Here is a 26911-nt window from a genome sequence, read left to right as displayed (position 1 = left end):
GTCGGGTCAGTAGGCGAAGGACAGCGGTTTGACGCTGTCGTCGTCGGAAGCGGGCGGGCTCGGTTCAGCGTCGTGCTCGAGCGGGCCTTCGATGGTGTAGCGGCGGATGAGCCAGAACCACACCACACCGAGTGCCCCATACAGCAGCGTGAAGGTGATCAATGACAGCCAGACCGTCGCGGCGGAGTGGTGCGAGACAGCCATGTCCACCGTGAGCCGGATCTGGTCCACACCTGTCGGATTGGGCGCGACCACCCAGGGCTGTCGGCCCATCTCGGTGAACACCCAGCCGGCGCTGTTCGCCAGGAATGGTGTCGGAATGGCCAGGATGGAAAGCCACGCGAACCAGCGCTGGCCGGGTATCCGCCCGCGGCGCGTGACCCACAGTCCGGCCAGCGCCAACAGCGCCGACCCGGCAGCGAGCCCGATCATCGCCCGGAAGGACCAGTACGTCACAAACAGATTGGGCCGATAGTTACGCGGACCGAACTTCTGCTCGTATTCCTTTTGCAGGTCCTCTACGCCCTTGAGGGTGACGTCGGTGAACTTGCCTTCGGCGAGGAACGGCAGGACATAGGGCAGCGAGATGGCGTGCGTGACACTGGCGCAGTTGTTGTGCGTGCCCACCGTCAGCACTGAAAACTTAGGGTCTTTCTCGGTGTAACAGAGAGATTCGGCGGAGGCCATCTTCATGGGCTGCTGCTGGAACATCAACTTGCCCTGAACGTCTCCGGTGGCCGCCAACGCGACCCCGGACAAGATCATCACCGCGCACGCACCGATGGCGGCCGGCCGGTACATCGTGCGGGCATCGTCCAGCGTGCCCACTTTGTGTGAGCGCACCATCCACCAGCCGCAGATGCCGGCGATGAAGGTGCCTGCCGTCAGGAGCGACCCGGCAACGGTGTGCGGGAACGCGGCCAATGCCGTGTTATTGGTGAGCAGCTCGGTGATGCTTGTCAGCTCCGCACGGCCGGTCTCGGGGTTGTAGACGGCACCAACGGGGTGCTGCATGAAGGAGTTGGCGGCGATGATGAAGAAGGCCGACGCGTTGACCCCGATGGCCACCATCCAGATACAGGCCAGATGAACCAGTTTGGGCAGGCGAGTCCATCCAAATATCCACAAGCCCAGAAAGGTCGACTCGAGGAAGAACGCCACCAGGCCTTCCAGCGCCAGGGGAGCGCCGAAGACATCACCGACAAATCGTGAGTACTCGCTCCAGTTCATGCCGAATTGGAATTCCTGGACGATTCCGGTGGCTACGCCCAACGCGAAGTTGATGAGAAATAGCTTGCCGAAGAACTTGGTCAGTCGATACCACGAGTTGTTCCCGGTCACCACCCAGGCCGTCTGCATGATGGCGATCAGGGGTGCGAGCCCAATGGTCAACGGCACCAAGATGAAGTGGTACACGGTGGTGATACCGAACTGCCATCGGGATACGTCCAGGGCGTTCATCGCCACCTCCTACGACGCAGCGTAGTAGTAGTTGCAGTACAAGATCAACGCGATACGGGCCACATTTACTAATACGCCAAGGAGTCGAACACGGGACGGTAAACGCGTGAACCCATGTGGTGAGCCCCAGCCAGCGCGCCGCAATGCCGCCGGGGCGGCGAGCCCAGCCGTGGTTATCCCGCAACTCGGTGCGACTGAAATGTCCTCATCGGGAGGGCGTTTCGCACACGCCTCACGCACCGATTGATTCGTGGCGCTACTGCGACCAGCGGTTTGCGATCAAATGGAAACCGATGTCCTTGGTGTTCTGCATCGCCTCGTAGAGGCGGTAGTACGAGATGTGACTGATCCGCCAGCTGCCGTCTGAGTCGCGACGATAACGATCCGTGTAGTACGAGGTGCCGGTGATCAGGACGTTGTGGCCGGGCACGATGACCACATCGCTCATGGCCCAGCTTCCTGTCGCCGTGTCGCCGGTGACATTGATCTCGGGATGGCTCATGGTGTGCACGCTGGTGATATCGGTCGTCAGTGAGGTGCGCATGTACTCGACAACCGCTGCGCGCGAGGTGAACTCGAGGGGAGCGCCGTGCACCGCGGTGCCATAGGTCGCCTGCACGTCCTCGGTGAGGGTATCGGCGAATTCGTCCCACAGCTTGTTGTCGAGGGTGCGGGCGTAGCGGTATTTGAGCTCGGTGATCTCGTGGATGTCGACGAGGGTCTCGGCGGTCGGGCGTGGCATGCAGCCAGTCATAGCACGCGCGGTCGCGGCTGTGGCCGGTCTTGCGTACATCTAGATCGTCCACAGGGCGGGGATTGGGAATACATTTGACCTGCATGCATCGACCATCCGCGAAGGGGTGCCCATGAACGCATTCACCCGTCTGGTATTGGCTCCCGCGGCGGGAGCTGCGGCGGCCATGTTCCTCGGATTCGGCGCCGTCGCCGCCTGGGCCGAGCCGACCCCACCGCCTCCGGTTCCCGGTTCCCCGAACGCGCCGTCTCATGGGTCTCTGGTCGATCAGCCCAACGACTCGGGAGACACGGGCTGGGGCTACCTACCGAACGGGGCAGGCGCCCAATGCGAGAACGCCTGGGTGGTCTGTGGCTCGGATGACAACCCGCCCGTCTCCAACCTGGGCCCCGGTCCCGACGATGCCGGCGGCTGGGTGAGTGCACCCGATCAGACCGGCGCCGACTGCGACAACCCCGGAGTGAACTGCACCGACGTCGGTTAGTGCCGGTTGGCTGCTCTGAGCTGGTGCCCTCGGTGAGATTCGAACTCACACTGCACGGGTTTTGAATCCGTTTCCTCTGCCAGTTGGGATACGAGGGCCTGGCGTTACTGGCATTTTGGTGACCATCAACCAGTGGCGCGATCTCCCACCTTAAGGGATGGGGAATGTCACTTTCACCAGGGTATCGCCGTTCACACGACCACATGCGTCACAATGGTCGCCATGACCGGCCCGCAGAACACCGAACCGGCGGCTCCCGCACGCCGCGTGCTCGTCGCCGAAGACGAAGCTCTCATCCGCCTCGACCTGGTCGAGATGCTCCATGAGGAGGGCTATGACGTGGTGGGACAGGCAGGGGACGGCCAAGAGGCCGTTGACCTCGCCGAGGAGCTCAAACCCGATCTGGTGATCATGGACGTGAAGATGCCGCGCCGAGATGGCATCGACGCCGCATCGGAGATCGCCACCAAGCGCATTGCCCCCATCGTCATCCTCACCGCATTCAGCCAACGCGACTTGGTCGAGAAGGCACGCGATGCGGGGGCGATGGCGTACCTCGTCAAACCGTTCTCCAAGACCGACCTGGTACCCGCCATCGAGGTGGCGGTGAGTCGTTTCGGCGAGCTCACGGCGCTGGAGAAGGAAGTCCAGACCCTGGCGGACAGGCTGGAGACCCGCAAGCTCGTCGAGCGCGCCAAGGGCGTTCTGCAGTCCACCCAGGGGCTGACCGAACCCGAGGCATTCAAGTGGATCCAGCGTGCCGCCATGGACCGCCGTACCACCATGAAACGAGTTGCCGAGGTCGTGCTGGAAACGCTCGACACCGACGCGCCGAGCTGAAACACGGGTAAGCACTGCGCGTCGCCCTCGGGTTGGCTATGTTTTCTGATCAGCGTTTCGACCAGACAGCCCCAGCGATTCGGAGGTAACCGTGCGTGCACGCGCGAGTGTGTTCATGCTGGGGGCGGTAGCCCTGGCGTTGGCGGGATGTCATGCCGGCGCGCAGACCGACAGCTCCCATCAGAGCAACCTGAAGATCGTGCCGCTGGTACAGATCGCCCAGGATGGCAGCGAGGTGCCGGCGTCCAACACGCAGTCGGCGGCCGATCCCGCGGGTGACGGAAAAGCTCAGTGCGCCAATGTTTCTCTGGCCACCGCGGGTGCGCTGAACGGCCCCGATTCGGCGCTCGGTACCAATATTCGCAACGGTGTCCAACTGGCTATCGACAAGCACAACGCCGCTAATCCCGGATGTCAGATCAAACTCCGTGAGTTCGATACCGAGGGGCTGCCGCAGAACGCGAGCAATATCGCCCCGCAGATCATCGGGGACCCGACGATCGTCGGGCTCATCGGACCCGCGTTTTCGGGCGAAACCAAGTCAACCGGGCAGATCTTCAGCGAGGCCGGCCTGGTCTCCACGACCGGATCCGCCACCAACGTGACCCTCACCCAGCAGGGCTGGAAGACGTTCTTCCGCGGTCTGGCCAACGACGGGGTGCAGGGACCCGCTGTGGCCAACTACCTCAAGAAGACCCTTGGATACCAGAAGATCTGCGTGGTCGACGACAGCACCGATTATGGATCCGGTCTAGCGAACGCGGTGCGCGGAACGCTCGGAAACGACTGCAATGTGTCGGTGAAAAAGGGCGACAAGGACTTCTCCGCGGCGGTCGCACAGCTCAAGAACGCTGCACCGGACGCGGTGTATTTCGGTGGTTACTACGCCGAAGCGGCGCCCCTGGTGCAGCAGCTGCGCAACGGAGGAGTCACCGCCACCTTCGTGTCCTCGGACGGCACCAAGGACGTCGAGTTCGTCAAGCAGGCGGGCGACTCGGCCAAGGATGCATTGCTGTCCTGCCCGTGTGGGCCTGCTTCCAACAGTTTTGCCAAGGATTACACGGCTAAGTTCAATCAGGAGCCCGGCACGTACAGCACGGAGGGTTATGACCTGGCCACGATCCTCGTCAAGGGAATCGACGCCGGAAAGAGCACTCGGGCGGGGTTGCTTGATTGGGTCCGGAACTACCAGGGACAGGGCGTGGCGCGAGAGTACAAGTGGAACGAAAACGGGGAGCTAACTTCCACACTTATCTGGGTGTATAAGGTCACGTAACACATACGAGGGGACTAGGCTCAGCCGCAAATGATTTCGGGGTGGATGGCACAGACGGGTGTGCAGGCCAGCACAATTTCATTCGATCTGCACGGACTGTGGAGCAGCATCGGACAACTGACCATTGACGGTTTGGCATGGGGCGCCATCTATGCGCTGGTCGCGGTCGGCTACACGCTGGTCTTCGGGGTGCTGCGGCTTATCAACTTCGCGCACTCGGAAGTTTTCATGTTGGGCATGTTCGGGGCGTATTTCGCACTCGATGTGGTGCTCGGATTCTCGCCGGGCGGCAATGCCTACAACAAAGGCGTGTCACTGACCGTGCTGTACCTGGGTGTAGCCATGCTCGTCGCCATGGCCGTGTCGGCCACGACCGCACTGGGCCTGGAGGCCGTTGCGTACCGGCCGCTGCGGCGCCGTGGTGCGCGGCCGTTGACCTTTCTCATCACCGCCATCGGTATGTCCTTCGTGATCCAGGAGTTTGTGCACTGGGTATTGCCGAAGATCGCCAAGGGGTACGGCGGTAGCAACGCACAGCAGCCGCTCATGCTGGTGACTCCCAGGCCGGTGTGGACGTTCGGTCCCTTCGACGTGAGCGGCCACCACATCCCGTTCCAGGCGACGATCACCAATGTCACCGTCGTCGTGGTCGCGGCGGCGCTGGTGCTGGCGTTCGTGACGGATATCGCGATCAATCACACCAAGTTCGGACGCGGCATTCGTGCCGTCGCACAAGATTCCACGACGGCGACGCTGATGGGTGTCTCCCGCGAACGCATCATCATGGCGACCTTCGTCATCGGCGGCCTGCTGGCCGGCGCCGCGGCGCTGCTGTACACGTTGAAGGTGCCGCAGGGCATCATCTACTCGGGTGGGTTCTTGTTGGGTATCAAGGCGTTCTCGGCCGCGGTGCTTGGTGGTATCGGCAATCTTCGCGGTGCGTTGCTTGGCGGCTTGATCCTGGGCGTGATGGAGAACTACGGCCAGGCGGTATTTGGCACGCAGTGGCGCGATGTGGTGGCGTTCGTACTGCTGGTGTTGGTGCTCATGTTCCGTCCCACCGGCATTCTCGGCGAGAGCCTAGGGCGGGCAAAGGCATGAGCGCAGCACGTGCCCTGGCACCCGGCGACTCCATCCGACGGTGGTGGTCCGAGCTGGCCCGTCCGGTGCAGTGGGTGTACGGGGTAGTCGGATTCGCATTGCTTGCGCTGCTGCCGGTCTGGAAGATCCCCTATCTAGATACCCCCAACACCAGCTTCGGCGGGGTGATGGCCCAGTTTGCGATGGTCGCGCTCATCGCGATAGGCCTCAACGTCGTTGTGGGACAAGCGGGATTGCTCGACCTAGGCTATGTCGGTTTCTATGCGATTGGTGCCTACACAGTCGCCTTGCTCACCAGTCCCGACAGCCCGTGGAATCGGATGGGCACGTCGGCGTTTTTCAGTTCGGACTGGGCATGGCTGTCCTGCCTGCCGATCGCCGTGGCCATCACTGCGTGCTTCGGCCTGATCCTCGGTACGCCCACGCTGCGGCTTCGGGGCGACTACCTGGCTATCGTCACGCTCGGTTTCGGCGAAATCATCCGGCTGCTCGCAGATAACCTGGATGTCACCAATGGCCCACGTGGACTGCACAAGGTCGCGTACCCGCATGTGGGGGAGCAGCACGTGCACGGCGGTGGCGTTTTCTCCAGTGCCAATTCGGGCGGCCATCTGAACTACGGCGTGTGGTGGTACTGGCTGGGGCTGTGCCTGATTGCCGCGGTGTTGGTGCTGATGGGCAACCTCGAGCGCAGCCGGGTGGGGCGTTCGTGGGTGGCTATTCGTGAGGACGAGGACGCCGCCGAAATGATGGGCGTGCCCACCTTCCGCTTCAAGCTGTGGGCCTTCGTGATTGGGGCGAGTATCGGCGGGTTGTCCGGCGCACTGTATGCGGGCCAGGTCCAATATGTGGCATCGCCGACCTTCAACATCATCAACTCGATGCTGTTTCTGTGCGCGGTGGTCCTCGGCGGACAAGGCAACAAGCTTGGTGTCGTCGTCGGTGCGTTCATCATCGTCTACCTGCCAAACCGCCTGTTGGGCGTGCAGGTACAGGGAATCGACCTGGGCAACCTGAAGTATCTGTTCTTCGGGCTGGCGCTGGTGGTGCTGATGCTCTTCCGCCCACAGGGGCTGTTCCCCGCGCATCAGAAATTGATGGCCTACTGGCGCAAGACATCCGAACGTTTGAGTGCCCAGAAACCCGACGAAGTCGAGGCCGGGGCATGACCAAACATCGCGACAGCAGCCTTGATGACGAGCAGGACTCCGTCGAGATGCTCCAGGCCGAGATCGAGGAGGGATCGGATGAGGGTGAATCCGGGGTACCAGTCGACCCCGGCGAAGCCGAAGTCCTGCTCGAGGTCAAGGACCTGACGCTCAAGTTTGGCGGTCTGCAGGCGCTCGACGGGGTGAGTTTCGACATCCGGCGCGGTGAGATCCTCGGTCTCGTGGGACCCAACGGCGCGGGCAAGACCACCTGCTTCAACGCCATCACCGGGGTATACAAGCCGACGTCCGGCAGTATCGTCTTCAACGGCAAACCGCTTCGCCGGCTGCGGCGTCATCAGATAACGCGCCGTGGCATCGCCCGCACATTCCAGAACATTCGGCTGTTCGGGGAGATGACGGCACTGGAGAACGTCGCCGTGGGCACTGATGCCCGCCACAAGACCTCAGTGTTGGGAGCACTGCTGCGCACACCGCGTCACCGCCGCGAGGAGCACTACGCAGTCGACGTGGGAATGGGTCTGCTCGACTTCGTCGGCATCGCCGACGACGCTGACGTCAAGGCCAAAAACCTGCCGTACGGAAGTCAGCGCAGGCTTGAGATCGCACGGGCGCTGGCCACCGAGCCCAAGCTGCTGTGTTTGGACGAGCCCGCGGCCGGCTTTACCCCCAGTGAGAAGGATTCGCTGATCGAGCTGATCCAGCGCATCCGGGACTACGGATACACCGTGCTGCTCATCGAACACGATATGAAGCTGGTCATGGGTGTCACCGACCGCATCGTGGTACTCGAATTCGGTAGGAAGATCGCCGACGGTCTGCCTGCCGAGGTCAGGAACGACCCGGCCGTCATCGAGGCATATCTGGGAGTCGCGGATGAGGATTTCCACGGGCCCGGGTGGCTCGATTCGGCCCCACCCGATTCTGAAAGCGAGAGGTAGATGCCTCCCGTACAGCTGAAACTCAACAACGTCGGCGTGCATTACGGCCCCATCCAGGCTGTGAACACGCTCTCGTTCGATGTGCGTGAGGGTGAGCTGGTCACGCTGCTGGGTTCCAACGGGGCCGGCAAATCGACCGCCATGCGGGCCATATCCGGCCTGGTCCCGCTCAGCTCCGGCACCATATTCTTCGAGGGACAGGACATCTCGAAGATGAAGGCGCACAGGCGCGTCAGAGCCGGGATCGTGCAAGCGCCCGAGGGCCGAGGCATATTCCCAGGTATGACGGTCGCGGAGAATTTGGAAATGGGTTGCTACGGCCGCAAATTCAAGTCACGAGCGGAGCGTCGGGAGCGTCTGGATTGGATTAACGCGCTCTTCCCCAGGCTTGCTGAACGCCGACATCAGCCTGGGGGCACGCTGTCCGGCGGTGAGCAGCAGATGCTGTCGATCGGCCGTGCGCTCATGGCCAGGCCGAAGATCCTGCTCCTGGACGAGCCGTCGATGGGCCTGGCACCGCTGCTGATCACCAAGATCTTCAATATTATTGAGGAGATCAACGCCGCCGGAACCACCGTGGTGCTCGTTGAGCAGAACGCCCAGCAGGCGCTGAGCCGTTCGGATCACGCCTATATCCTGGAGACCGGATCGGTGGTTCGATCCGGTGCTGGCCGAGAGCTGTTGCAAGACGACAGTATTCGGTCGGCTTATCTCGGAGTGGTCTGAGAGGTAACCGTCTTGCCCCAGGGCCGTTCCCACGGCCAGGTCATCAGTGCCCACACCGCCAGCACCAACACGGTCGCCACCACCACGTACCACGGCCACGGACCCATTAGGTCGAAAAGACTTGCCGTCGAGGGCTTCCGATTGAGAAATCCGTAGTTGGAGCCGGCGACGGCGTTGAAACCCATCGTGAAAACCGTCCATGTCAGGCTGACGGTGGCCACCATCCGATAGCTGCGCCACGTTGGCCGCAGGCCCCGGCCCCAGGTCAGGTAGATCGCGGCCCAGACGACCAGCAGGTGAATCGACCAGAAGGCGAGAAAGCCGAAGCTGGGGAAGTCGGGCCCGTCGAGAGCCGGCGAGATGAGCGCTTGGCTGCTGAGCACCAAGCCCCAGTAGTAGGTCAGCGCATATGCCCAATGTCGCTGCGACCACAGGGCATAGGCGCCCACCACGGTGGCGAGATCGGTCAGCCGTAGCGGTACAGACACTTCGAGCCGCGGCGGATTCAGGCCCGCTGCCAGCACCACCACGTAGATGGCCGCCGTGATTACCCCGAGGACCCGGCCGAGGATGCGTGCCTGCGTCTCAGTTTGCTTGCGCCCCAACCATACTAGGGCCATCGCGCCACATGCGAAGAGTGTCATGGCGGCGATATGAGATGGGCCGTACTGGTGAAACTCCCGTAGCGCAGACGATGCCATCGTGTGAGGCTATCGCCGAACGAATTGCCGCCCGGTCAGGCTAACGGGCAACGATGACCGATGAACCATTGCCGAACAAGCCCTGATTCGCGGTGATACCGACGCGGGCACCCTCAACCTGCCGATCTCCGGCCTGTCCACGCAGCTGCCAGGTCAGTTCGCACACCTGTGCGATGGCCTGTGCCGGGATGGCCTCACCGAAACACGCGAGGCCACCGGAGGCGTTCACCGGAACCCGGCCGCCGACGGTCGTGGCACCGCTGCGCAGCAGTTGCTCACCCTCACCCTTCGCGCACAGGCCTAGGTGCTCATACCAGTCCAGCTCAAGGGCCGTCGAAAGGTCGTAGACCTCGGCGAGGCTGATGTCCTCGGGCCCGATACCGGCCTCGGCATACGCGGCGTCGACGATCTGATCCTTGAACACGCGTTCCGGGGCCGGCACCACCGCGGTGGAATCGGTTGCGATGTCCGGCAATTCCGGAAGATGTTGGGGGTACTTGGGGGTGATGGTCGCAACGGCGCGCACGGAGGGGACGCCGTCGACCGAACCCAGATGCTTCTTCGCGAAATCGGCGCTGGCCACGATGAGTGCCGCCGCGCCGTCGCTGGTCGCACAGATGTCCAGCAGCCGCAGTGGATCCGATACGACCGGGCTCGCCAGCACGTCCGCGACAGAGGACTCCTTGCGGAACCTGGCATTCGGATTGTTGAGGCCATGCCGCGAGTTCTTCACCTTGACCTGGGCGAAGTCTTCGACGGTCGCGCCAAAGAGGTCCATTCGCCGTCGCGCGAGCAGCGCGAAGTACACGGGGTTGGTGGCACCGATGAGGTGAAAACGCTGCCAGTCCGGGTCAGCCTTGCGCTCGCCGCCGACGGGGGCGAAGAAGCCTTTCGGGGTGGTGTCGGCACCGATGACCAGCGCCACGTCGCAGAATCCGGCGAGAATCTGCGCGCGGGCACTTTGCAGAGCCTGCGAGCCGCTGGCACACGCGGCGTACGTGGAACTGATGGGCACACCGTTCCAGCCCAGCTTCTGGGCGAAGGTCGACCCCGCGATGAAGCCCGGATAGCCGTTGCGGATGGTGTCCGCGCCGGCGACGAATTGAATTTGCCGCCAATCCAATTCGGCGTCTTGCAGCGCGGTGCGGGCCGCGGCGACACCGTACTCGGTGAAGTCGCGCCCCCACTTACCCCACGGATGCATTCCCGCGCCGAGGATGTAGACCGGATCGGGGGTACGGCTCATGCGGAGACCTTCTTCCATGCGTAGACCAGACGCTCGACGCCCTCGTCGTCGGTATAGAGAGGTTCCAGCGCGAGTTCCATCGCCTGACCGACCCTCAGGTCGGCGGCACCGGTGCCGGTCACCACCTTGCCGAGCACGATGATGCCCTCGGCAGACAGCTCGACCGCCGCGATCGCGTATGGCTCGTACGGGTCGGAGGCGGGATATGGCGGGGGCGGTGCGTACTGGTTCTCGGTGTAGCTCCAGACCGTGCCGCGTGAGGACAGCGGCACCTGATCCAGCACATCGCTGTCGCAGGAGGGGTTGGGGCAGTTATTGGCACGCGGCGGAAAGACGATGGTGGCGCAGTGCGTGCATTTACCGCCGATCAAATGCGGCCGGCCGGACTCGTCGGTGTCGAACCAGCCGTCGATGGCGGGCGCTTGGTCTGTAGGCACCCGGTCAGATTACCCATGCCGCGGAGCGAATTGAAACGTGTGTCAGTTTTGGCGCCGAATGTCAGAAGGGTTTCCGCCCGGTGGGAACCGGGTATTGGGATCCCGTCGACATCGGATATGGAGATTTGTCCTCCAGGGGCCTCGCCGTCGGTACCGCGCGGCGCCGAAAGTGAAAACGCCCTGGCACCGCCCGGCGTCAGGGGGCTACCGTTGAAGGATCGAGAGTCGGGTGTAGAGGTGTAGATACGCAACGCATCTGTTGGGTCGTAACCATGTTGAGTACACGAAATCTGTCACGAGTCCACGGGCAGGCCGCCACGGCCCGCCGGGAACTCGGATGAGCGCACAAACGCAGTTTCTCGTGCCGGTGCCGGCCCAGCGCCCCTTTCCGGCGCGGGGTCTGCGCGGCACTCTCGTCTACCGGCTGCTCGGCACCACCGATCACAAGTTGATCGGCGTGATGTACGTCGTCACCTGCTTCGGCTTTTTCTTCGTGGGCGGGTTGATGGCCCTGCTGATGCGTGCTGAACTGGTTCATCCCGGGCTTCAATTCCTCTCGAATGAGCAGTACAACCAACTGTTCACCATGCACGGCACGGTCATGCTGCTGTTCTACGCCACGCCGATCGTGTTCGGCTTCGCCAATCTGGTGCTGCCGCTGCATATCGGCGCGCCAGATGTGGCTTTTCCGCGCTTGAATGCCTTGTCCTACTGGCTGTTTCTGTGCGGCGGATTGATCACCCTGGCCGGGTTCATCGCGCCGGGCGGCGCCGCCGACTTTGGCTGGACCGCCTATGCGCCGCTTTCCAATGCCGTACACAGTCCCGGGGTGGGCGGAGACCTGTGGATCATGGGTCTGGCCGTCGGCGGGGTCGGCACCATCCTTGGGGCCGTGAACATGATCACCACGGTCGTGTGTATGCGTGCCCCGGGTATGACGATGTTCCGGATGCCGATCTTCACCTGGAACATCCTGGTGACCAGCTGGCTCGTGCTGATCGCGTTCCCGCTGCTGACCGCCGCGCTGTTCGGTCTGGCTGCCGACCGCCACCTCGGAGCCCATATCTTCGACCCTGCCAACGGGGGGCCGATCCTCTGGCAGCACTTGTTCTGGTTCTTCGGACATCCCGAGGTCTATATCGTCGCCTTGCCGTTCTTTGGCATCGTGTCGGAGATCTTCCCGGTGTTCAGCCGCAAGCCCATATTCGGTTACCACACATTGGTTTACGCGACCGTTGGCATCGGGATTCTATCCGTGGCCGTGTGGGCGCACCACATGTTCGCCACCGGCGCGGTGCTCCTGCCGTTCTTCTCCTTCATGACCTATCTCATCGCAGTGCCGACGGGCATCAAGTTCTTCAACTGGATCGGCACCATGTGGAAGGGGCAGTTGACCTTCGAGACCCCCATGCTGTTCGCGGTCGGGTTCTTGGTCACGTTCCTCTTCGGAGGGTTGACCGGTGTCTTGCTCGCCTCACCGCCCCTGGATTTCCATGTGACCGACTCGTATTTTGTGGTCGCACATTTTCACTACGTGCTCTTCGGCACCATCGTCTTCTCAACCTTCGCCGGGGTGTACTTCTGGTTCCCAAAGATGACGGGCCGTCTGCTCGACGAGCGCCTGGGCAAGTTCCACTTCTGGCTGACCTTCATCGGCTTCCACTCGACGTTCCTGGTGCAGCACTGGCTGGGTAACGAGGGCATGCCCCGCCGGTACGCCGACTACCTGCCCTCTGACGGCTTCACGGATTTGAACATCGTGTCCACGGTTGGCGCCTTCATTCTCGGGGCTTCCATGCTGCCGTTCCTGTGGAACGTGTTCACGAGCTACCGCTACGGCGAGGTTGTCACGGTCGATGATCCGTGGGGCTACGGCAACTCTCTGGAGTGGGCCACCAGCTGCCCGCCGCCGCGGCACAACTTCTCCGAGCTGCCCCAAATCCGGTCCGAGCGCCCGGCCTTCGAACTGCACTATCCGCACATGTCTGAGCGCATGCGCGCCGAGGCACACGTGGTGCGTGCGCAGCCTTGACACCATGTGCTTCTACGAGTTAGCGAGGATCTATGGGTATCGCGTTCAATCACACAATCGTTCATTCCGAGAACCGTGAAGAATCGGCCCGGTTCTTCACGGAGGTCTTCGGCTTGCCGGAGGCCGTGGAGGCCGGCCCCTTCCTCAATGTCGCGCTCGAATACGGCGGCAATCTCGATTTCGCCACCATCGAGCACGGGCAGCTAACCCCGCAGCACTACGCCTTCCTGGTATCGGAAGACGACTTCGATGCGATTTACGGCCGGATCACCGACCGCGGCATCATCCATTGGGCTGACCCGCGCGCGCAGCATCCGGGCGAGATCAATCACAACGACGGTGGCCGCGGTGTGTACTTCCGGGATCCCTCGGGCCACTACCTGGAGATCCTCACCCGGCCCTACGGGTCAGGGGAAGCGTCGGGGTCGTAGGTCCTGTCGCACCCGTTGCCTAGGGTAGGAGTGTGACTGCGCCTGCGACGAAGACCGGAACCAAACAGCCGACCCTCCTGCTGCTCGACGGTAACTCGCTGGCGTTCCGCGCGTTCTACGCGCTTCCGGCCGAGAATTTCAAGACGCAGTCGGGCTTGACCACCAACGCGGTATACGGGTTCACCTCGATGTTGATCAATCTGCTGCGCGATGAGGCGCCCACACACGTGGCGGCCGCCTTCGATGTCTCCCGCAAGACGTTCCGGTCCGACCGGTACCCCGAGTACAAGGCCACTCGGTCGGCCACCCCCGACGAGTTCCGCGGACAGATCGACATCACCAAGGAAGTACTCCAGGCCCTGGGCATCACGGTGCTGGCAGAGGAGGGGTTCGAGGCCGACGACATCATCGCCACCCTGGCCACCCAGGGGCAGGCCGAGGGTTTCAAGGTGTTCGTGGTCACGGGCGATCGCGACTCGCTGCAGCTCGTCAACGAGGACGTGACGGTGCTCTACCCGCGCAAGGGTGTCAGCGATCTCACCCGATTCACCCCGGAAGCGGTAGTCGAGAAGTACGGACTCACGCCCTCCCAGTACCCGGACTTCGCGGCGCTGCGCGGTGACCCGAGCGACAACCTGCCGGGAATTCCTGGAGTTGGGGAGAAGACCGCGTCCAAGTGGATCCTCGAGTACGGATCGCTCCAAGAGCTGGTTGACAAGGCCGATACCGTGCGCGGAAAGGTGGGGGATTCGCTGCGCGCCAACCTCGCCTCGGTGATCCTGAACCGCGAACTGACCGATCTGGTGCGGACGGTGCCGCTGCCCTATGTGCCCGCCCAGTTGGCGCTGGCGCCGTGGGATCGGGACCAGATTCACCGGCTGTTCGACGACCTCGAGTTCCGGGTCCTGCGTGACCGGCTGTTCGAAACCCTGGAAGCGGTCGAACCCGAGGTGGACGAGGGCTTCCAGCTGGCCGGCCAGGCGCTGGAACCCGGCACGGTCGCCGCGTGGCTGGCCGAACACACCGGGGATGGCCGCCGTAGCGGTTTGGCGGTGGTCGGGACCTATACGCCCTATGACGGCGACGCTACCGCGGTGGCGATCGCGTCCGCCGATGGCGACGGCGCCTATATAGACACCACGACGGTGACTCCGGACGATGAGGCGGCACTTGCCGAGTGGCTGGCCGATGCGGCCCGTCCCAAGGCATTGCATGAGGCGAAGCAGGCCATACACGCTTTGGCCGGCCGCGGGTGGGAGCTCGGCGGAGTGACCTCCGATACCGCGCTGGCTGCGTATCTGGTGCGCCCGGGGCAGCGCAGCTTCGCACTCGACGACTTGTCGTTGCGGTATCTGCGTCGCGAACTTCGCGCTGAAGATGATGGAGAACAACAGCTCTCACTACTGGACGAGGATGGCGCGGGCGATGCGAAGGCAGCTCAAGCCCAGATGTTGCGTGCCCGTGCGGTGATCGATCTGGCCGACGCGCTCGATGTCGAGCTCGAACGCATCGAATCGGCAGGGCTGCTCACCGACATGGAGCTGCCGGTTCAGCGGGTGCTGGCCGGTCTGGAATCCGTCGGTATCGCGGTCGACACCGATCATCTGTCTTCGCTGCAGAATCAGTTCGCCAGCGGCATCCGTGAGGCTGCGGATGCCGCGTACGCCGTCATCGGTAAGCAGATCAACCTGGGCTCACCCAAGCAGCTGCAGGTGGTGCTGTTCGACGAGTTGGGTATGCCCAAGACCAAGAAGACAAAGACCGGTTACACCACCGACGCGGACGCCCTACAGACGCTGTTCGATAAGACCGGGCATCCGTTTCTGGAGCATCTGCTCACGCACCGTGATGTCACCAGGCTGAAGGTGACTGTCGACGGCTTGCTCAAATCTGTTGCGGCCGACGGGCGTATTCACACCACGTTCAACCAGACCATCGCGGCGACTGGTCGGCTGTCCTCGACCGAACCGAACTTGCAGAACATCCCGGTACGTACCGAGGCCGGGCGGGAGATCCGCGACGGATTCGTGGTCGGCGCGGGCTACCGCGAGCTGATGACCGTCGACTACAGCCAGATCGAGATGCGCATCATGGCGCACCTGTCGGCCGACGAGGGCCTCATCGAGGCGTTCAACACCGGTGAGGATTTACACTCGTTCGTGGCCGCCCGTGCCTTCGGTGTGCCCATCGACGAGGTCACCGCGGAGTTGCGCCGGCGGGTCAAGGCAATGTCCTACGGCCTGGCGTATGGTCTGTCGGCCTATGGACTGGCCACACAGCTCAAGATCTCCAATGATGAGGCCAAAGAGCAGATGGACCAATATTTCTCGCGGTTTGGCGGGGTGCGCGACTATCTGCGTGCAGTTGTCGATCAGGCCCGCAAGGATGGATACACCTCGACCGTGCTGGGGCGCCGTCGATACCTGCCCGATTTGGACAGTGGCGATCGCCTCCGCCGCGAGGCCGCAGAACGCGCGGCTCTGAACGCTCCAATCCAGGGGAGCGCCGCCGACATCATCAAGGTTGCGATGATCACCACGGATAAGGCATTGAGGGACAAGGGCTTACGGTCACGAATGCTCCTGCAGGTGCACGATGAGCTCCTCTTCGAGGTTGCCGAGGGCGAACGCGAGAGCCTCGAGGCATTGGTACGCAAGACCATGGGCTCGGCGTATCCACTCGATGTGCCGCTCGAGGTTTCCGTGGGGTACGGCCGCAGCTGGGATGCCGCCGCACACTGATATTGCGCGCTAGTGCACGTCGGGCGTGTGTACCCGCTCGGGACGCAGCCCCCTGCCGACGGCGATCGGCGGTATGAATTTGAGCGGCCACCGCCCCACGAAAAACGGCAGCTTGATAGGGGACAGGTCCCCGCTGAGGACGGGCTCGATCGCGTTGTTCTGAAGGAACACCTGAAAGGCTTGGACCACCTTGGTGGGCAGTTCGCGTCGCCGCTGTACTGCCTCGAGGTGATGGTCGCTCAGGCTCCCGGTGCGCAGTGGTTCCACCAGGATATTGGCGGCAGCCACCGCATCGGCGACGGCCAGGTTGATCCCGACACCGCCGGCCGGTGACATGGCGTGCGCAGCATCGCCGATACACAGCAGGCCGGGCCGCCACCATGTTTTGAGCCTGTCGACCCGGACATCCAAATGGCTGGTGTCATCCCAGGTATGCAGGTCGTCGACGTGCTCACGTAGCTGGGGGCGCGCCGTCACCAGTCGTTTTTTGAACGCGTCCAGTGAACCCCGCTGTGCGCCCGTGCCCTTGGGTAGCAGGTGAGCCACCTGCCAGTAGTCGCCGCGGTGGATCATTGCCAGCAGCATGCCCCGGCGCAGGACAGCGAAGCTCTCGTTCGGGTCTCCGGGCCGGCGGTTCAACCGGAACCACAGCACATCCATCGGTGAGCTTTCGCTGGCGGTCTGCAGACCGGAGGCGGCACGCACTGCCGAGTTGCGCCCGTCGGCGGCGATCACCACGTCTGCCCGCACTTCCCGAGCCGACGATCGTACGCCGGTCACCTGGTGACCTTCGAGGACAAGGTCGGTGACCTCCGCGTTGCGAATCAGGGTGAATTCCGGGTACCGCTCAGCTTTTTCGGCGAGGAAGTCAAGAAAATCCCATTGCGGTATGAAGGCGATATACGGCTGTTTGTAGCCCAGCCATTTCAGGGCGCGGAAGTCGCCGAAGGTGCGCAACTGTCCGTCGCCGTCGAACGCGATGTGATCGACTTTCTGATGGGGGAGCGTGAGGAATTCATCGATGAGCCCGATGTCATCCATGATCCGCATCGTGGTGGGATGCACAGTGTCCCCGCGGAAGTCACGCAAGAAATCACCGTGCTTTTCCAGGACCACAACGTTGATCCCGGCCCTGGCCAGCAATAGGGCGTGCATCAGTCCCGCAGGACCGCCGCCGGCGACACACACTTGAGTTCGTAGCACTTGCGCCATATCTGGACGCTACGCCGGATACGCTCCCGCGGAGGCTAAAAGGGAGGTGGGTTGGCTTCCGCGTACGCCAACCGAGCATCTTCGCACTGTAATCGTGTGCGCCGGTTACAATTTCGCTCGGTTCGTCGCCGTTGTTTGCGATCTTGAGCTCGGGTACGAGAGCGAGTGAGGTTGGCGAAGAGTAGCGCGCAGGCCGGAGCGGTAAATGTGTCCGTGGGCGCCTTCCAGACGATGATGCCGTCGGGTTCTTGAACTTCGCGCCATCCACAGCAGGTCTTCAACAGATGATGCTTACGGCACAGCGCTTTCAGATTATCGGCACTCGTATGCCCACCGATTGCGTACGGGATGCTGTGATCGAGGTCGGCGCTTTCGGCGGGCTGCGAGCAGCCGGGGAAGCGTCTCATCACGACACCGAACGAAGCGGTCCAGGGCACGGGACGGGCGGTAACCCTCGGTATCCGTCGGTCCATCGAGTGCGCGGATCCTGGTGCCGGGTTGTGCGGCGATCCGACGGGCCTGAGCGGCGTTGGTGACTCCGAATCCGGATAGCTGCGCCGGCTCGGGACTTTCGGGGTCCTCCAGGGTGTCGTGGTAGCCGTGCGGCCTGGGCCTCGGTCCGTTGGGAGGACACGATCACATCGATCAGCTCACCATCCCCCAGTATGCCAAACATATATTCGAATAAAGTGGTACGGGCGTAGCAGTGCATCGTCTTTCGTAACAACTTGTGTCACACGCGGCAGGCACAGCGTCACCCCTTGGGGAGGCGGGTTGGTGCGATGATGAGAGCTACGAGAAGCGTAGCAACACTTGCGAATAGCAGCACAACGCCATGCGATCCGAACCTGTCGAGCGTGAACCCGACGGGGACGGCCATCGCTGCGCCGCCAAGGCTTGCGCAGGCCACAAAATAGCTCGTCATGATCGGGATGGGAATGCCGCCGTTCCGGGTAGCCAGCGTCAGTGCCACCGGGAACATGGCTGAGGCAAACACCCCGGCCGCCACCACCCACGGCAAGGCCGCGAGCAGCCCATCGCCAAACTGGGCGAGGCCAACCAGCACACCAGTAAGGCCAACAGCCAGGCCGGCCAATGCCTTTCGCCCGACGACGGCATGCACCACCGTCACGGTGATGAGACGGCCAGATGTGATGCCGAACCAAAAACCGCTCACCGCAAGGACGCTGGCGCCGACCTCACCGTCTGAGCCGACAATTCGCGGCAGGAAATTCGCGAAGTTGGTCTCAAACCCGGCGTACACCATGGCAAAGGCCAGCAGTAGGCACGCGGCCGCGGTTGGTACACGACGCGATGTCGGGCCGGGCCGCCTCTCGCCAACCGGGCGTACCAAGGACACCTTGTGGATGTAAGACCAGGTCACACTGAGCAGGGCCATGGCGATAGCAGCTGCCGCCACCGGGGCCCGCCACGAGATCGCCGGTGATAGCAGAAAGACCAGCACGGGAAACAACAAGGCAGCGAACCCGAAGCACGCTTCCAGCACCGTCAGAGCCCTGGGCCCTCGGGTAGGTTCAAGTGCCAGAGCGCCGATCTGTGTCTCCAGCGATCCGGCCGCTGCGCCGAGGAGGACGCTGGCAGCCAAAAGAATTGGCGGACTCAGTCCCCACAGCGGCGCCGACAACGCAACCGCGAAGAGTGCCAGCGCGATGGCGATGTGTCGACCCACCCCGATACGGGCACTGAGTCGGGGCGCCGAGAGCACACCGAGCAAGAATCCGGTGAACTGCGCGGCGACTAGGGCCGCCAGCGTATGACCGGCCGAGTCGGCAGGCAGGGCGTAGGGGGAAACCGTGCCCCAGAACACATGTGCGGTGCCCACTCCCGCGTAGGCACCGCACGATGCGAGGTGAACGTGGTCACGTCGCGTCACAATTCCGCAGGAGTCGGTAACGTGTGCTCGACCGGCAGGCGCTCTGGCTGCGGCTTACTTCCACGCAGCAGCGACTCCAAGACCTCTTGCGCGGCCAAACCATCATCGAATGTCGCGAGGGCCTGTCGGTTGGCTCCACCGCCTACCGCCACAAGACGGCTCCAGTGATCGATTTCGGAGCGGAAGGAATCCGACCAGCCGTGCACCTCGTTGTCCGGATCGGACAGCAAGGTACGCGCCAAGTCAACGGTTTCGGTGTCGGCACCGCGGGAAACTAGATAACGCCCCGGATCGGCCGTGTGGTACCGGAACACCGCGTTGGTGCCAACGATCCGGATGGAGAATCCGCAGTCAGCCGCCGGCGCGGCTTTGGAGGCCACGAGCGTGAAAATGCTTCCGGTGCTGAGGCGTCCGTAGATCTCCGCATGGTCATCGACCTCGACCGCCTCGTCGCTCTTGTTGGTCACATGAGTGGTGATCCGGGCTTGGCATTCGTCGACGAGAATTCTGCCGCCGGAGATGTAGGTCAGCAGGTCAAGCAGGTGCACGCCGAGATCACCCAGCGCGCCGCTGGTGCCGTTGGAACGTCCGCTATCGCGCCATGTGTGGTTCTTGCGCCGGTATGCGGAGTCCTTCCGAAACCCAAGTTCCACGGCGCAGATCGTGCCGAAGTCGCCGTGCTGCAGTCGGCGGCGCAGCTCAGTGACCACGGGCAGATGGCGGTAGTTGAATCCCACGAGTGCGGGGGAGGCGATCTCACCGGCGGCCGCCACCATTTCCTTGGCCTCGACGCGAGAGAGTGCGAGTGGCTTCTCGCACAGCACCGATCGACCGGCGCGCAGTGCCGATAGTGAATGGTCGCGGTGCGTAAAGTTGGGAGAGGCGACTACGACGGCATCGGCCAGTTCCAGCAGCGCATCGACATCGGTGACCGGGGTACCGCCGTAGGCGTCGGTGAAGGACTCGGCGGCCCGGGCATCGATATCCAATACACCCACCAGTTCGGCAGATTTGAGGGTGTTCAGCGCGCGAGCGTGGGCACGGGCGACACCGCCGGCCCCGATAATTCCGACTTTCAACATGGCTACTGCTCCTTCGTAAGAATATTGGCGATGGTGTCGACGATTCCGCCTGCGTGCGGCCGGGCGGTGACGTGTGGATGGGCCTGGCGCGCCTCGGCAGTGGCGTTGGATACGAGCCAGGCGTGCCCGGCACAGGCGAGCATGCCGAGATCGTTACCACTATCACCGAAAGCCAATGTGCGGCTTGCCGGTACTTGCCAGGTCTCCTGCAAGAAGCGTGCGATTTCGTGCTTGCCCGCACCCAATGGCAGGAAGTCGACATCGAGGTATCCCTCGGGGTCACCGGCCGCGGGATTGCAGTGGTTGACGTTGATCGCGAGGGAGTGCGCAGCCGTCGCCTGCCGCAACGACCAGACCCGGCTGTCGTCATCGAGGTTTTCCGTCACCGCGCGCAGATAGAAATTGCGTTTGTAGGTGCCCGCCCCATGAGTCGATTGCGGCGCGAGGATCAACTCGGGCAGCGACGTCAGTACACTGTCTACCCGGGCCGAAAACTCCTCGGGCGCCGGGAATCTCGCATGCCAGAGTAGATCGGGAACGAGTGCGCCGGAGGCATCTGCCACCAGTAGGTCCGTCCCCAAGTTGCCACCGATGAACGCCGGCTGTAGCGACGTGGCCAGATCGCCGAGTACCGCGATCACTGTCGACGGGGCGCTCCCGGTGATGAACCCGAATCGGAGCCCCCGGGAGGCGGATAGGCTGTTGACCAGCGCTGCCAAGTCAGCGAGGTCGCGTCGCGAGCGGACCGCAGGGTCATGAGCAAAGAATGTCTCATCGAAATCGCACAGCACCAGCCAGTCTGTCGCCGTGCGAATATCAACCAAGGACGTCATGTAGGACACCAATCACTCGGTCTTGTTCGGCAAGCGTGAGCGTGGGATAGAGCGGGAGCTGGAACATTCGTGCATGTGCAGCCTCGGTGCGGGGTAGCCGCACTCCCTCGAATAGGTCTGCCACCAAGGGCACTCGGTGCCGGTGGGTGAGCACCGGGTAGTAGAGATCAGTTGCGACGCCTGCGGCTCGCAGCGACTCGGTGACCTTGTCTCGGTCATGCTTCGTCACTTCGACGGTGAACAGATGCCAGACGTGGTCGGTATCCCAATGGGGCAGGCGAAGAAGCCCGCTCTCCGCCAGGTCGGCCAGACCGTCGACGTATCGCCGGGCAAGAATGCTGCGGGCGAGGTTGTTCTCGCCGAGCCAATCGAGTCGGGCGCGCAGAACCGCTGCCTGCAGATTGTCCAAGCGTGAATTCAGACCGTATCCGGCTGCCTTGACATTCTTTTGGCCGGCGGCGAAGCCGTGATAGAGCAGTTCGGTGACTCGGCGTGCAAGGCCGGGTAAGCGGGTTGCCACCGCGCCCGCTTTCCCCACCGCGCCGAGATTCTTATAGGGATTGAAGCTGAGAATCGCCGCGTCGCTGTGGTGGCCCAGCCCATCTAAGCCGATTCCCTGGCATCCGTCCTCCACTACCGGGATTCCGTGACGCGAAGTAACCTCCGTCAGAGCATGGATATCGGCGAACGCACCGTAGAGGTGCACGGGAAGTACCGCGACCGTGCGACTCGTGATGGCCGCCTCCACTTCGGTGGGGTCCAGTAGGTGGTCGTCTGCCCGGGTATCCACCAGGACGGGCCGAGCACCGGTCAGGAAGACCGCGTTCTCGGTAGCGGCAAAACTGTTGGCGGGCAAGATGACTTCGGTTCCCGGCCCCGCACCCAGCGCCAACAGAACCGCGGTCATCGCATCGGTGCCGCTGGAGGCCCCGATTACGTGATCGATGCCCAGGTAGGTCGCAATTTCGTCTTCGAATGCGTCGACATGGGGGCCGGAGGTGAACTTGCCGGATGGCAACACGCTGTCGATGGCAGCACGTATCGCAGGCAGTTCGGCGGCGTTGACCAGCCTCGCCAGCGGAAGGAAATCAACCGTGTCGGGCGCGCTTCCCGGGATCAACACGTCGGTCACATCGCGCAGACCCGGATGGGTGGCCAGGTCTCGTAGCGTCGTATATGCGCGACCAGCAGGGATCTCCTCGGGATGCACCGCGGTACCGGAGAGTATCGCCCGCGCGAACTCCCGGGTTTTCGAGGACGGCGCCGGTCCCGTGCGCACCGACGCATTGGCGGATTCGGCAATAGACATATGACACTCCCGGAAAGAAGGCAGGTTAATCAACTGTGATGGCGACTTGTCGCCGCTCCGCCGGGCGTCATGCGACGGCGGGCACAAAAAGCAACGTGTCATTTAATTGGGCCGTCGTCAATAGATATGACACCCGCTTTCACGCAGCCATCACGCATGCTTAACTTCTAATTAATCTGATCAGCGTGTGCTTAATGTGGCTTCACAGTAAATTCCCAGATATTCGGAACGTCGATCACTGTCATCTGCACATTCGATAAATTCGGCTTTATTTACGTTTTATGCGGAAAATAACAGCGTTGAACTGGGTAAACAGTCCAGAAATCATCGTGGTTCAATGACCTCAAGGAATAGTCAAGAATCACCTTGTTGGCTCGCTTGGCGGGGCCGCGGCACCTATGCTGCGGAGCCTTGGCGCGATGAGATGCGGCGAATGGCCCACTGGATCGAAATCGATATATTCCGCACCGCGTTCCGCGCGATACCACAATGTCTCGTCCGCAATATCGAGACCTTCGGAAATCAGTACACGTTTCAGTATTTTGTTGGTCGCGGTAGTGGGGAGATTTTCACTCAACCGGATATACCGTGGCCATCCGATACGCGGCAGGTCTTGCTGGGCGGAAAGAAACTCGGCCAGGCCCAGGTACGTCAGCGGGGCACGCAACACCAACGCGGCCATCACGGCGTCGCCACCATGTTCATCACGAACCGCGTACACCGCTGCTTGGCTGATCGCGGGGTGGCGTTGGAGAACCCGCTCGATCGGTGCCGCGGCAAGATTCTCACCGTTGATCCGCATCCAGTCCGGCGTGCGCCCCGCCAAGTAGATCCAGCCATCGGCATCGCGGTAGGCAAGGTCGCCGGACCAATACATGCCGTGCCGCATGCGTTCGCCGGTGGCGTCGTCGTCGTTGTAGTACCCCGAAAAGAACCCAGCGCCCTGGGTATTCACCAACTCGCCGACCGCATCAGCGGGGTTGGCCAGTATGCCGTGCGCGTCGAAGCGCGCCACCGCGCATTCGCGCAACGTGTCCGGGTTGTAGACCGCTATGCCGGGGAAACCCTTGCCGATGGATCCCGTCGGCGTTCCCTCCTCCCGGGTTATGATCACCGCGTTCTCGGTCGAACCGAATCCGTCGTACACCGTGACATCGAATCGCCTTGCGAATTCGGCGATATCAGATTCGGAAGCTTCGTTTCCGAATGCCACCCGCAGTGGATTGGCGGCGTCGTCCGCGTGTTCTGCGGTCGCCAGCACGTAGGCCAGCGGCTTGCCCACATAGTTCATGTACGTGGCGCCGACCTCGCGGATGTCGGCCAGAAATCGCGACGCGGAGAATTTCGCAGGAGCCAATGCGGCTCCTGCGGCGACGGCGACGGCCCATCCCGCCAGCACGGCATTCGAATGGAACAGCGGCATCGATACGTAACAGACGTCGGCGGCAGACAGCGAGAAGCGCTCCACCAGTGATTCGGCGGCAACGAGCACCGTCGCGTGTGTCACCAAAACGGCTTTCGGGTCGCCGCTGGTTCCTGACGTGAAGATCATCATGAAGGGGTCAAGGGGGGCGGCAGTCCGGTAGGGATGCAGTTCGCCGGGCGTCTTCATCCGTTCGATCCACTCGGCACTGTCGACGTCGATCACCGTCACATCTGGCAGGTCCACCGCGTCGAGGAGCGGTCGATGTTCGGCGTCCACCAGCAGTACCTGCACATCGGACTTCCGGATGTCACGTAGCAGACCTTCGCCACGGCGCGTGTTGTTGATGGCGCACAAGATGTATCCGCCCTGCGCCGCTGCCGCCATCGCCGTTGTCATCGCGGGCGTATTCCCAAGGAGGGTTCCCACGTGCAATGGCCTTGTGGGGTCGGCAATCCCGATCAGCGCCGCGGCGTGGCGCGCGGCCGCGGCCAGATGAGCGCGCCATGTCCAGGTTTGTCCCCGGTAGATGAGTCCAATGCTGTCGTCGGTGGCACGGGCCAGCACCAGTTGCTGGATCGTCTCAGCCATGAAGTGCTTCGGTGTGCGATACTGCTTCGATGCTCAGATGCCTTGACAGGAAACTTATTTGGTGGCCAATGACGAGCTCGTGACACTCCTGGCCGTGGTACACGCCGAAGTGATCGCAGGGGTAGTGGCGCACCTCGGCGCGCGCCTTGAAAGCGGCCTTGGCTGCCGCATGAGGAGGTGCCGCACGGTCGAAGTCGGCGATCTGGACCAGGATGGGACAGCCGATCCGAGAAGCGCACCTGGTGGGCCGATACGAGACGAGCTGCGTGCCCACCGTCGCATCGATCTCGTTGCGCCATGCGGGGCCGGCTATCGCCAGATGCGCCTCGTAATATCCGTCGGAGGTCAACGCCGCAAGTTCACCAGCGCGTCCGACGATGGGGATCGTGCGTTGCTGACGGCCAAGCCGACTGCGAAGTCCGGTCACCGCAGAACGCAGCAGGGTGCCCGCGCTGTGTTCAGTCATCGCCGAACGGGCCGCCGCTATGCCGTCGACCAGTGGTGTGAGTGCGATGACCGCGGCCACGTCGTTGCGCGCACCGGCAACCGCCATGACGTGACCTCCGGCCAGGGACACGCCCCATAGGACGATCCGCGTGGGATCCACACCAGGCAGCCGTCTGGCCATATTCACTGCCGCGTGGTAGTCACCGATTTGGTGGGTAAACGACACGTGCTGCCGGGGAAAGCCGTCGGATGCACCGAAGCCGCGGTAGTCGAACGCGAGTGCGTGCATGCCGGCCTCCGCCAGGCGCACGGCGAACGGCTCCAGTCCCGAGTCCTTGGTCCCGCCCACGCCGTGGGCCATGACCACTATCGGCGCCGTATCCTCGACGGTCTGCGCCCGATACAGCCATGCTTCACAGTCGATTCCATGGCTATTGAATCGAATACTCTGCCGGTTCATGCCACACCCCCTGCCCGCGCGAGACCCCGGGGCAGCTCTTTGGTCCTCATGTCGTGTTCATAGAGGAAGTAGTCCAACTGCTGGGTATGCCGGGGGCGATCCAACATATGCCCGGTGTATTTGCGATGCTCCGCCTCGATGACCGCACGCATCTCATCGACAGGAGGCAGCCGGTACTTGCCCGCAGCGTAGGCGCCCACCAACCGGGCCTGGCACTCAACGAACGGAAATAGCGATGGGACCGCCTGTGCCAGGCCCACAAAGATCAGATCGTCGAGGCCTGGTTTGAACATCCGCTTGTACAAGTCAATGCGATTGTCCGGCGCGCTGAGGAACTCCGGGTCGAAGAACGGGAACGTGATGTTGTACCCGGTGGCAAAGATGATGACGTCGACGTCCGTGGACGTGCCGTCCTCGAAGTGCACCGTGTGGCCGTCGAAGCGGCTGATGTCGGGCTTGGGAACGATATCGCCCGATCCCAGGCGCAAGGGGAGCTCGACGGACTGGGTGAAATGCGCCTCTCCGAACTTGTGGTTCGGCATCGGGAGTCCCAACTGGTCGGGACGGCCCGACATGAGCGGTTGCATCATCTGAAAAAGCTTGCGCTGCCAGGACATCGGGAGGTGTGGGCTGGTGCGAAAGTACTTGTCCGCAGGTTGGCCGGCTACGTACTTCGGAACGATCCACGCACCGGATCGGGTGGACAGGGTCACGGTATTGCCGGTGGCCCGCGAGGACAGCTCGACGGCGATGTCCGCCGCACTGTTGCCGAGTCCAACAACCAGGATTCTTTTGTCCATGAGGTCTAGCGGAGTCCGCGGATCGATGTAGTGGTGTGAATGCAGCGCGGTGCCGGTAAAGGTCCCCGGGAAGTCGGGGTATCGGGGGTCCCAGTGATGCCCGTTGGCTACGACGAGGAGGTCGAACAGCCGCCGTTCGCCCGCCTGTGTCAGCAGCTCCCATCCGCCACCCGGCCGATGTTCGGCATGGACGATGCCGTTCTGAAATTCGATGTTGCGCTTGAGGTCAAAGGCTCTGGCGTAGTCCTCGAGATATTGCTTGATGAGCGTGTGGTGTGGAAAGTGCGGGTAGCTGTCTGGCATCGGGAAGTCCCGAAACGAAAGTTGATGCCGCGAGGTGTCGATGTGCAGCGAGCGGTAGGCACTGCTGTGTCCGTTCGGATTGCCGAAGGCCCAGTTTCCGCCTATCCGATCCGAGGTCTCGAAACACGTATGCGGAATCCCGTAATCAGACAGCATCTTTACGGAGGTGAGTCCGCTGATGCCGGCTCCGATGATTGCGGTACTGGGTCCGGTCATG

At 62.8% G+C, this 26911-nt stretch carries 24 protein-coding genes and 1 tRNA gene; 10 read left to right on the top strand and 15 right to left on the bottom strand.

All coding sequences use genetic code 11. The annotated features are described in order from the left end of the window. Nucleotides 1-6 precede the first annotated feature (6 nt). A complete protein-coding gene (locus MAB_RS13355; RefSeq protein ID WP_005111152.1) occupies nucleotides 7-1461 on the bottom strand; it encodes a cytochrome ubiquinol oxidase subunit I in 1455 nt (484 codons plus the stop codon). Nucleotides 1462-1717: 256 nt separating this feature from the next. Further along, nucleotides 1718-2203, bottom strand: a complete 486-nt coding sequence (locus MAB_RS13350; RefSeq protein ID WP_005057955.1) for a nuclear transport factor 2 family protein — start codon at nucleotides 2201-2203, stop codon at nucleotides 1718-1720. 124 nt (nucleotides 2204-2327) lie between these two features. Here MAB_RS13350 and MAB_RS13345 point away from each other — a divergent pair, with 124 nt between their 5' ends. After that, nucleotides 2328-2699 (top strand): hypothetical protein, encoded by a 372-nt coding sequence (locus MAB_RS13345; RefSeq protein WP_005068515.1) that lies wholly within the window; start codon nucleotides 2328-2330, stop codon nucleotides 2697-2699. A 21-nt stretch (nucleotides 2700-2720) separates the two neighbouring features. On the opposite strand, the gene MAB_RS13340 is transcribed toward MAB_RS13345, so the two are convergent. Further along, nucleotides 2721-2797 (bottom strand) — tRNA-Leu (locus MAB_RS13340). Between the two features lie 124 nt (nucleotides 2798-2921). Between MAB_RS13340 and MAB_RS13335 the strand changes: the two genes are divergently transcribed. From MAB_RS13335 to MAB_RS13310, 6 genes are all read left to right on the top strand, one after another. Next, a complete protein-coding gene (locus MAB_RS13335) occupies nucleotides 2922-3539 on the top strand; it encodes an ANTAR domain-containing response regulator (RefSeq protein WP_005057960.1) in 618 nt (205 codons plus the stop codon). Between the two features lie 91 nt (nucleotides 3540-3630). Continuing rightward, nucleotides 3631-4815 carry a branched-chain amino acid ABC transporter substrate-binding protein gene (locus MAB_RS13330; protein WP_005111150.1) on the top strand — a complete coding sequence of 395 codons (1185 nt, stop codon included), beginning with the start codon at nucleotides 3631-3633 and terminating at the stop codon, nucleotides 4813-4815. 30 nt (nucleotides 4816-4845) lie between these two features. Beyond that, a complete protein-coding gene (locus MAB_RS13325) occupies nucleotides 4846-5916 on the top strand; it encodes a branched-chain amino acid ABC transporter permease (RefSeq protein WP_005111147.1) in 1071 nt (356 codons plus the stop codon). Then, entirely contained in the window at nucleotides 5913-7085 is a 1173-nt protein-coding gene (locus tag MAB_RS13320) for a branched-chain amino acid ABC transporter permease (protein WP_005075840.1), read from the top strand. The genes MAB_RS13325 and MAB_RS13320 overlap by 4 nt, the downstream gene beginning before the upstream one ends. After that, on the top strand, nucleotides 7082-8026 hold the full coding sequence (locus tag MAB_RS13315) for an ABC transporter ATP-binding protein (protein WP_005075839.1): 945 nt from the start codon (nucleotides 7082-7084) through the stop codon (nucleotides 8024-8026). Before MAB_RS13320 ends, MAB_RS13315 begins: the two co-directional genes overlap by 4 nt. Next, a complete protein-coding gene (locus tag MAB_RS13310; protein ID WP_005111144.1) occupies nucleotides 8027-8752 on the top strand; it encodes an ABC transporter ATP-binding protein in 726 nt (241 codons plus the stop codon). It begins immediately after the preceding gene. On the opposite strand, the gene MAB_RS13305 is transcribed toward MAB_RS13310, so the two are convergent. Genes MAB_RS13305 through MAB_RS13295 form a run of 3 tightly spaced genes read right to left on the bottom strand, consistent with a single transcriptional unit; the run spans nucleotide 8734 to nucleotide 11136 of the window. Next, nucleotides 8734-9453, bottom strand: coding sequence for a YwaF family protein (locus tag MAB_RS13305; protein WP_005111142.1), 720 nt, complete (start codon nucleotides 9451-9453; stop codon nucleotides 8734-8736). The two genes, MAB_RS13310 and MAB_RS13305, sit on opposite strands and share 19 nt — an antisense overlap. Before the next feature lie 40 nt (nucleotides 9454-9493). Continuing rightward, nucleotides 9494-10699 carry a lipid-transfer protein gene (locus MAB_RS13300; protein WP_005057979.1) on the bottom strand — a complete coding sequence of 402 codons (1206 nt, stop codon included), beginning with the start codon at nucleotides 10697-10699 and terminating at the stop codon, nucleotides 9494-9496. Beyond that, entirely contained in the window at nucleotides 10696-11136 is a 441-nt protein-coding gene (locus MAB_RS13295; RefSeq protein WP_005075834.1) for a Zn-ribbon domain-containing OB-fold protein, read from the bottom strand. Before MAB_RS13295 ends, MAB_RS13300 begins: the two co-directional genes overlap by 4 nt. A gap of 337 nt (nucleotides 11137-11473) precedes the next feature. Here MAB_RS13295 and ctaD point away from each other — a divergent pair, with 337 nt between their 5' ends. From ctaD to polA, 3 genes are read left to right on the top strand one after another with little or no spacing between them, the layout of a single operon-like run. Beyond that, complete coding sequence (ctaD, locus tag MAB_RS13290; RefSeq protein ID WP_005111140.1) at nucleotides 11474-13168, top strand: aa3-type cytochrome oxidase subunit I; 1695 nt, start codon at nucleotides 11474-11476, stop codon at nucleotides 13166-13168. A gap of 32 nt (nucleotides 13169-13200) precedes the next feature. After that, the gene (locus MAB_RS13285; protein ID WP_005057988.1) at nucleotides 13201-13599 is read left to right on the top strand and encodes a VOC family protein; all 399 of its coding nucleotides are present in this window, start codon (nucleotides 13201-13203) and stop codon (nucleotides 13597-13599) included. 32 nt (nucleotides 13600-13631) lie between these two features. Continuing rightward, complete coding sequence (polA, locus tag MAB_RS13280) at nucleotides 13632-16340, top strand: DNA polymerase I (protein WP_005111138.1); 2709 nt, start codon at nucleotides 13632-13634, stop codon at nucleotides 16338-16340. Between the two features lie 9 nt (nucleotides 16341-16349). Here the strand turns inward: polA and MAB_RS13275 are convergent, their stop codons facing one another. The 9 genes from MAB_RS13275 to MAB_RS13240 form a co-directional block, all read right to left on the bottom strand. Continuing rightward, the gene (locus MAB_RS13275; protein WP_005111136.1) at nucleotides 16350-17552 is read right to left on the bottom strand and encodes an FAD-dependent oxidoreductase; all 1203 of its coding nucleotides are present in this window, start codon (nucleotides 17550-17552) and stop codon (nucleotides 16350-16352) included. 35 nt (nucleotides 17553-17587) lie between these two features. Then, on the bottom strand, nucleotides 17588-17959 hold the full coding sequence (locus MAB_RS25415; RefSeq protein ID WP_234824821.1) for an HNH endonuclease signature motif containing protein: 372 nt from the start codon (nucleotides 17957-17959) through the stop codon (nucleotides 17588-17590). Nucleotides 17960-18306: 347 nt separating this feature from the next. Then, nucleotides 18307-19395: an MFS transporter gene (locus tag MAB_RS13270; protein WP_005111134.1), complete on the bottom strand. Its 1089-nt coding sequence runs from the start codon at nucleotides 19393-19395 to the stop codon at nucleotides 18307-18309. Nucleotides 19396-19442: 47 nt separating this feature from the next. Next, entirely contained in the window at nucleotides 19443-20528 is a 1086-nt protein-coding gene (locus MAB_RS13265; protein WP_005082163.1) for a Gfo/Idh/MocA family protein, read from the bottom strand. 2 nt (nucleotides 20529-20530) lie between these two features. Continuing rightward, nucleotides 20531-21361, bottom strand: a complete 831-nt coding sequence (locus tag MAB_RS13260) for an HAD-IIB family hydrolase (protein WP_005082162.1) — start codon at nucleotides 21359-21361, stop codon at nucleotides 20531-20533. Next, nucleotides 21345-22670 carry a DegT/DnrJ/EryC1/StrS family aminotransferase gene (locus tag MAB_RS13255; RefSeq protein WP_005086731.1) on the bottom strand — a complete coding sequence of 442 codons (1326 nt, stop codon included), beginning with the start codon at nucleotides 22668-22670 and terminating at the stop codon, nucleotides 21345-21347. Before MAB_RS13255 ends, MAB_RS13260 begins: the two co-directional genes overlap by 17 nt. 361 nt (nucleotides 22671-23031) lie before the next feature. Then, nucleotides 23032-24684 (bottom strand): fatty-acid--CoA ligase FadD1, encoded by a 1653-nt coding sequence (gene fadD1 / locus MAB_RS13250; RefSeq protein WP_005093450.1) that lies wholly within the window; start codon nucleotides 24682-24684, stop codon nucleotides 23032-23034. Then, nucleotides 24677-25591, bottom strand: coding sequence for an alpha/beta hydrolase (locus tag MAB_RS13245; RefSeq protein WP_005111129.1), 915 nt, complete (start codon nucleotides 25589-25591; stop codon nucleotides 24677-24679). Before MAB_RS13245 ends, fadD1 begins: the two co-directional genes overlap by 8 nt. Continuing rightward, nucleotides 25588-26910 carry a flavin-containing monooxygenase gene (locus MAB_RS13240; protein WP_005111128.1) on the bottom strand — a complete coding sequence of 441 codons (1323 nt, stop codon included), beginning with the start codon at nucleotides 26908-26910 and terminating at the stop codon, nucleotides 25588-25590. Before MAB_RS13240 ends, MAB_RS13245 begins: the two co-directional genes overlap by 4 nt. Between the last annotated feature and the right edge of the window lies 1 nt (nucleotide 26911).

The organism is Mycobacteroides abscessus ATCC 19977 (genome assembly GCF_000069185.1).
Classification (GTDB): Bacteria; Actinomycetota; Actinomycetes; order Mycobacteriales; family Mycobacteriaceae; genus Mycobacterium; species Mycobacterium abscessus.
Note: the sequence above shows the minus strand (reverse complement) of the source record. Positions and strands in the feature narration are given on the sequence as shown.

Coding starts and splice junctions, on each gene's coding strand:
- MAB_RS13310 (WP_005111144.1), top strand. CDS start 8,027: ATGCCTCCCGTACAGCTGAAACTCAACAACGTCGGCGTGCATTACGGC.
- MAB_RS13260 (WP_005082162.1), bottom strand. CDS start 21,361: ATGACGTCCTTGGTTGATATTCGCACGGCGACAGACTGGCTGGTGCTG.
- MAB_RS13335 (WP_005057960.1), top strand. CDS start 2,922: ATGACCGGCCCGCAGAACACCGAACCGGCGGCTCCCGCACGCCGCGTG.
- MAB_RS13305 (WP_005111142.1), bottom strand. CDS start 9,453: ATGGCATCGTCTGCGCTACGGGAGTTTCACCAGTACGGCCCATCTCAT.
- ctaD (WP_005111140.1), top strand. CDS start 11,474: ATGAGCGCACAAACGCAGTTTCTCGTGCCGGTGCCGGCCCAGCGCCCC.
- MAB_RS13300 (WP_005057979.1), bottom strand. CDS start 10,699: ATGAGCCGTACCCCCGATCCGGTCTACATCCTCGGCGCGGGAATGCAT.
- MAB_RS13320 (WP_005075840.1), top strand. CDS start 5,913: ATGAGCGCAGCACGTGCCCTGGCACCCGGCGACTCCATCCGACGGTGG.
- MAB_RS13265 (WP_005082163.1), bottom strand. CDS start 20,528: ATGTTGAAAGTCGGAATTATCGGGGCCGGCGGTGTCGCCCGTGCCCAC.
- MAB_RS13255 (WP_005086731.1), bottom strand. CDS start 22,670: ATGTCTATTGCCGAATCCGCCAATGCGTCGGTGCGCACGGGACCGGCG.
- MAB_RS13355 (WP_005111152.1), bottom strand. CDS start 1,461: ATGAACGCCCTGGACGTATCCCGATGGCAGTTCGGTATCACCACCGTG.
- MAB_RS13275 (WP_005111136.1), bottom strand. CDS start 17,552: ATGGCGCAAGTGCTACGAACTCAAGTGTGTGTCGCCGGCGGCGGTCCT.
- MAB_RS25415 (WP_234824821.1), bottom strand. CDS start 17,959: ATGAGACGCTTCCCCGGCTGCTCGCAGCCCGCCGAAAGCGCCGACCTC.
- MAB_RS13315 (WP_005075839.1), top strand. CDS start 7,082: ATGACCAAACATCGCGACAGCAGCCTTGATGACGAGCAGGACTCCGTC.
- MAB_RS13345 (WP_005068515.1), top strand. CDS start 2,328: ATGAACGCATTCACCCGTCTGGTATTGGCTCCCGCGGCGGGAGCTGCG.
- MAB_RS13245 (WP_005111129.1), bottom strand. CDS start 25,591: ATGAACCGGCAGAGTATTCGATTCAATAGCCATGGAATCGACTGTGAA.
- MAB_RS13285 (WP_005057988.1), top strand. CDS start 13,201: ATGGGTATCGCGTTCAATCACACAATCGTTCATTCCGAGAACCGTGAA.
- MAB_RS13350 (WP_005057955.1), bottom strand. CDS start 2,203: ATGCCACGCCCGACCGCCGAGACCCTCGTCGACATCCACGAGATCACC.
- MAB_RS13240 (WP_005111128.1), bottom strand. CDS start 26,910: ATGACCGGACCCAGTACCGCAATCATCGGAGCCGGCATCAGCGGACTC.
- fadD1 (WP_005093450.1), bottom strand. CDS start 24,684: ATGGCTGAGACGATCCAGCAACTGGTGCTGGCCCGTGCCACCGACGAC.
- MAB_RS13325 (WP_005111147.1), top strand. CDS start 4,846: ATGATTTCGGGGTGGATGGCACAGACGGGTGTGCAGGCCAGCACAATT.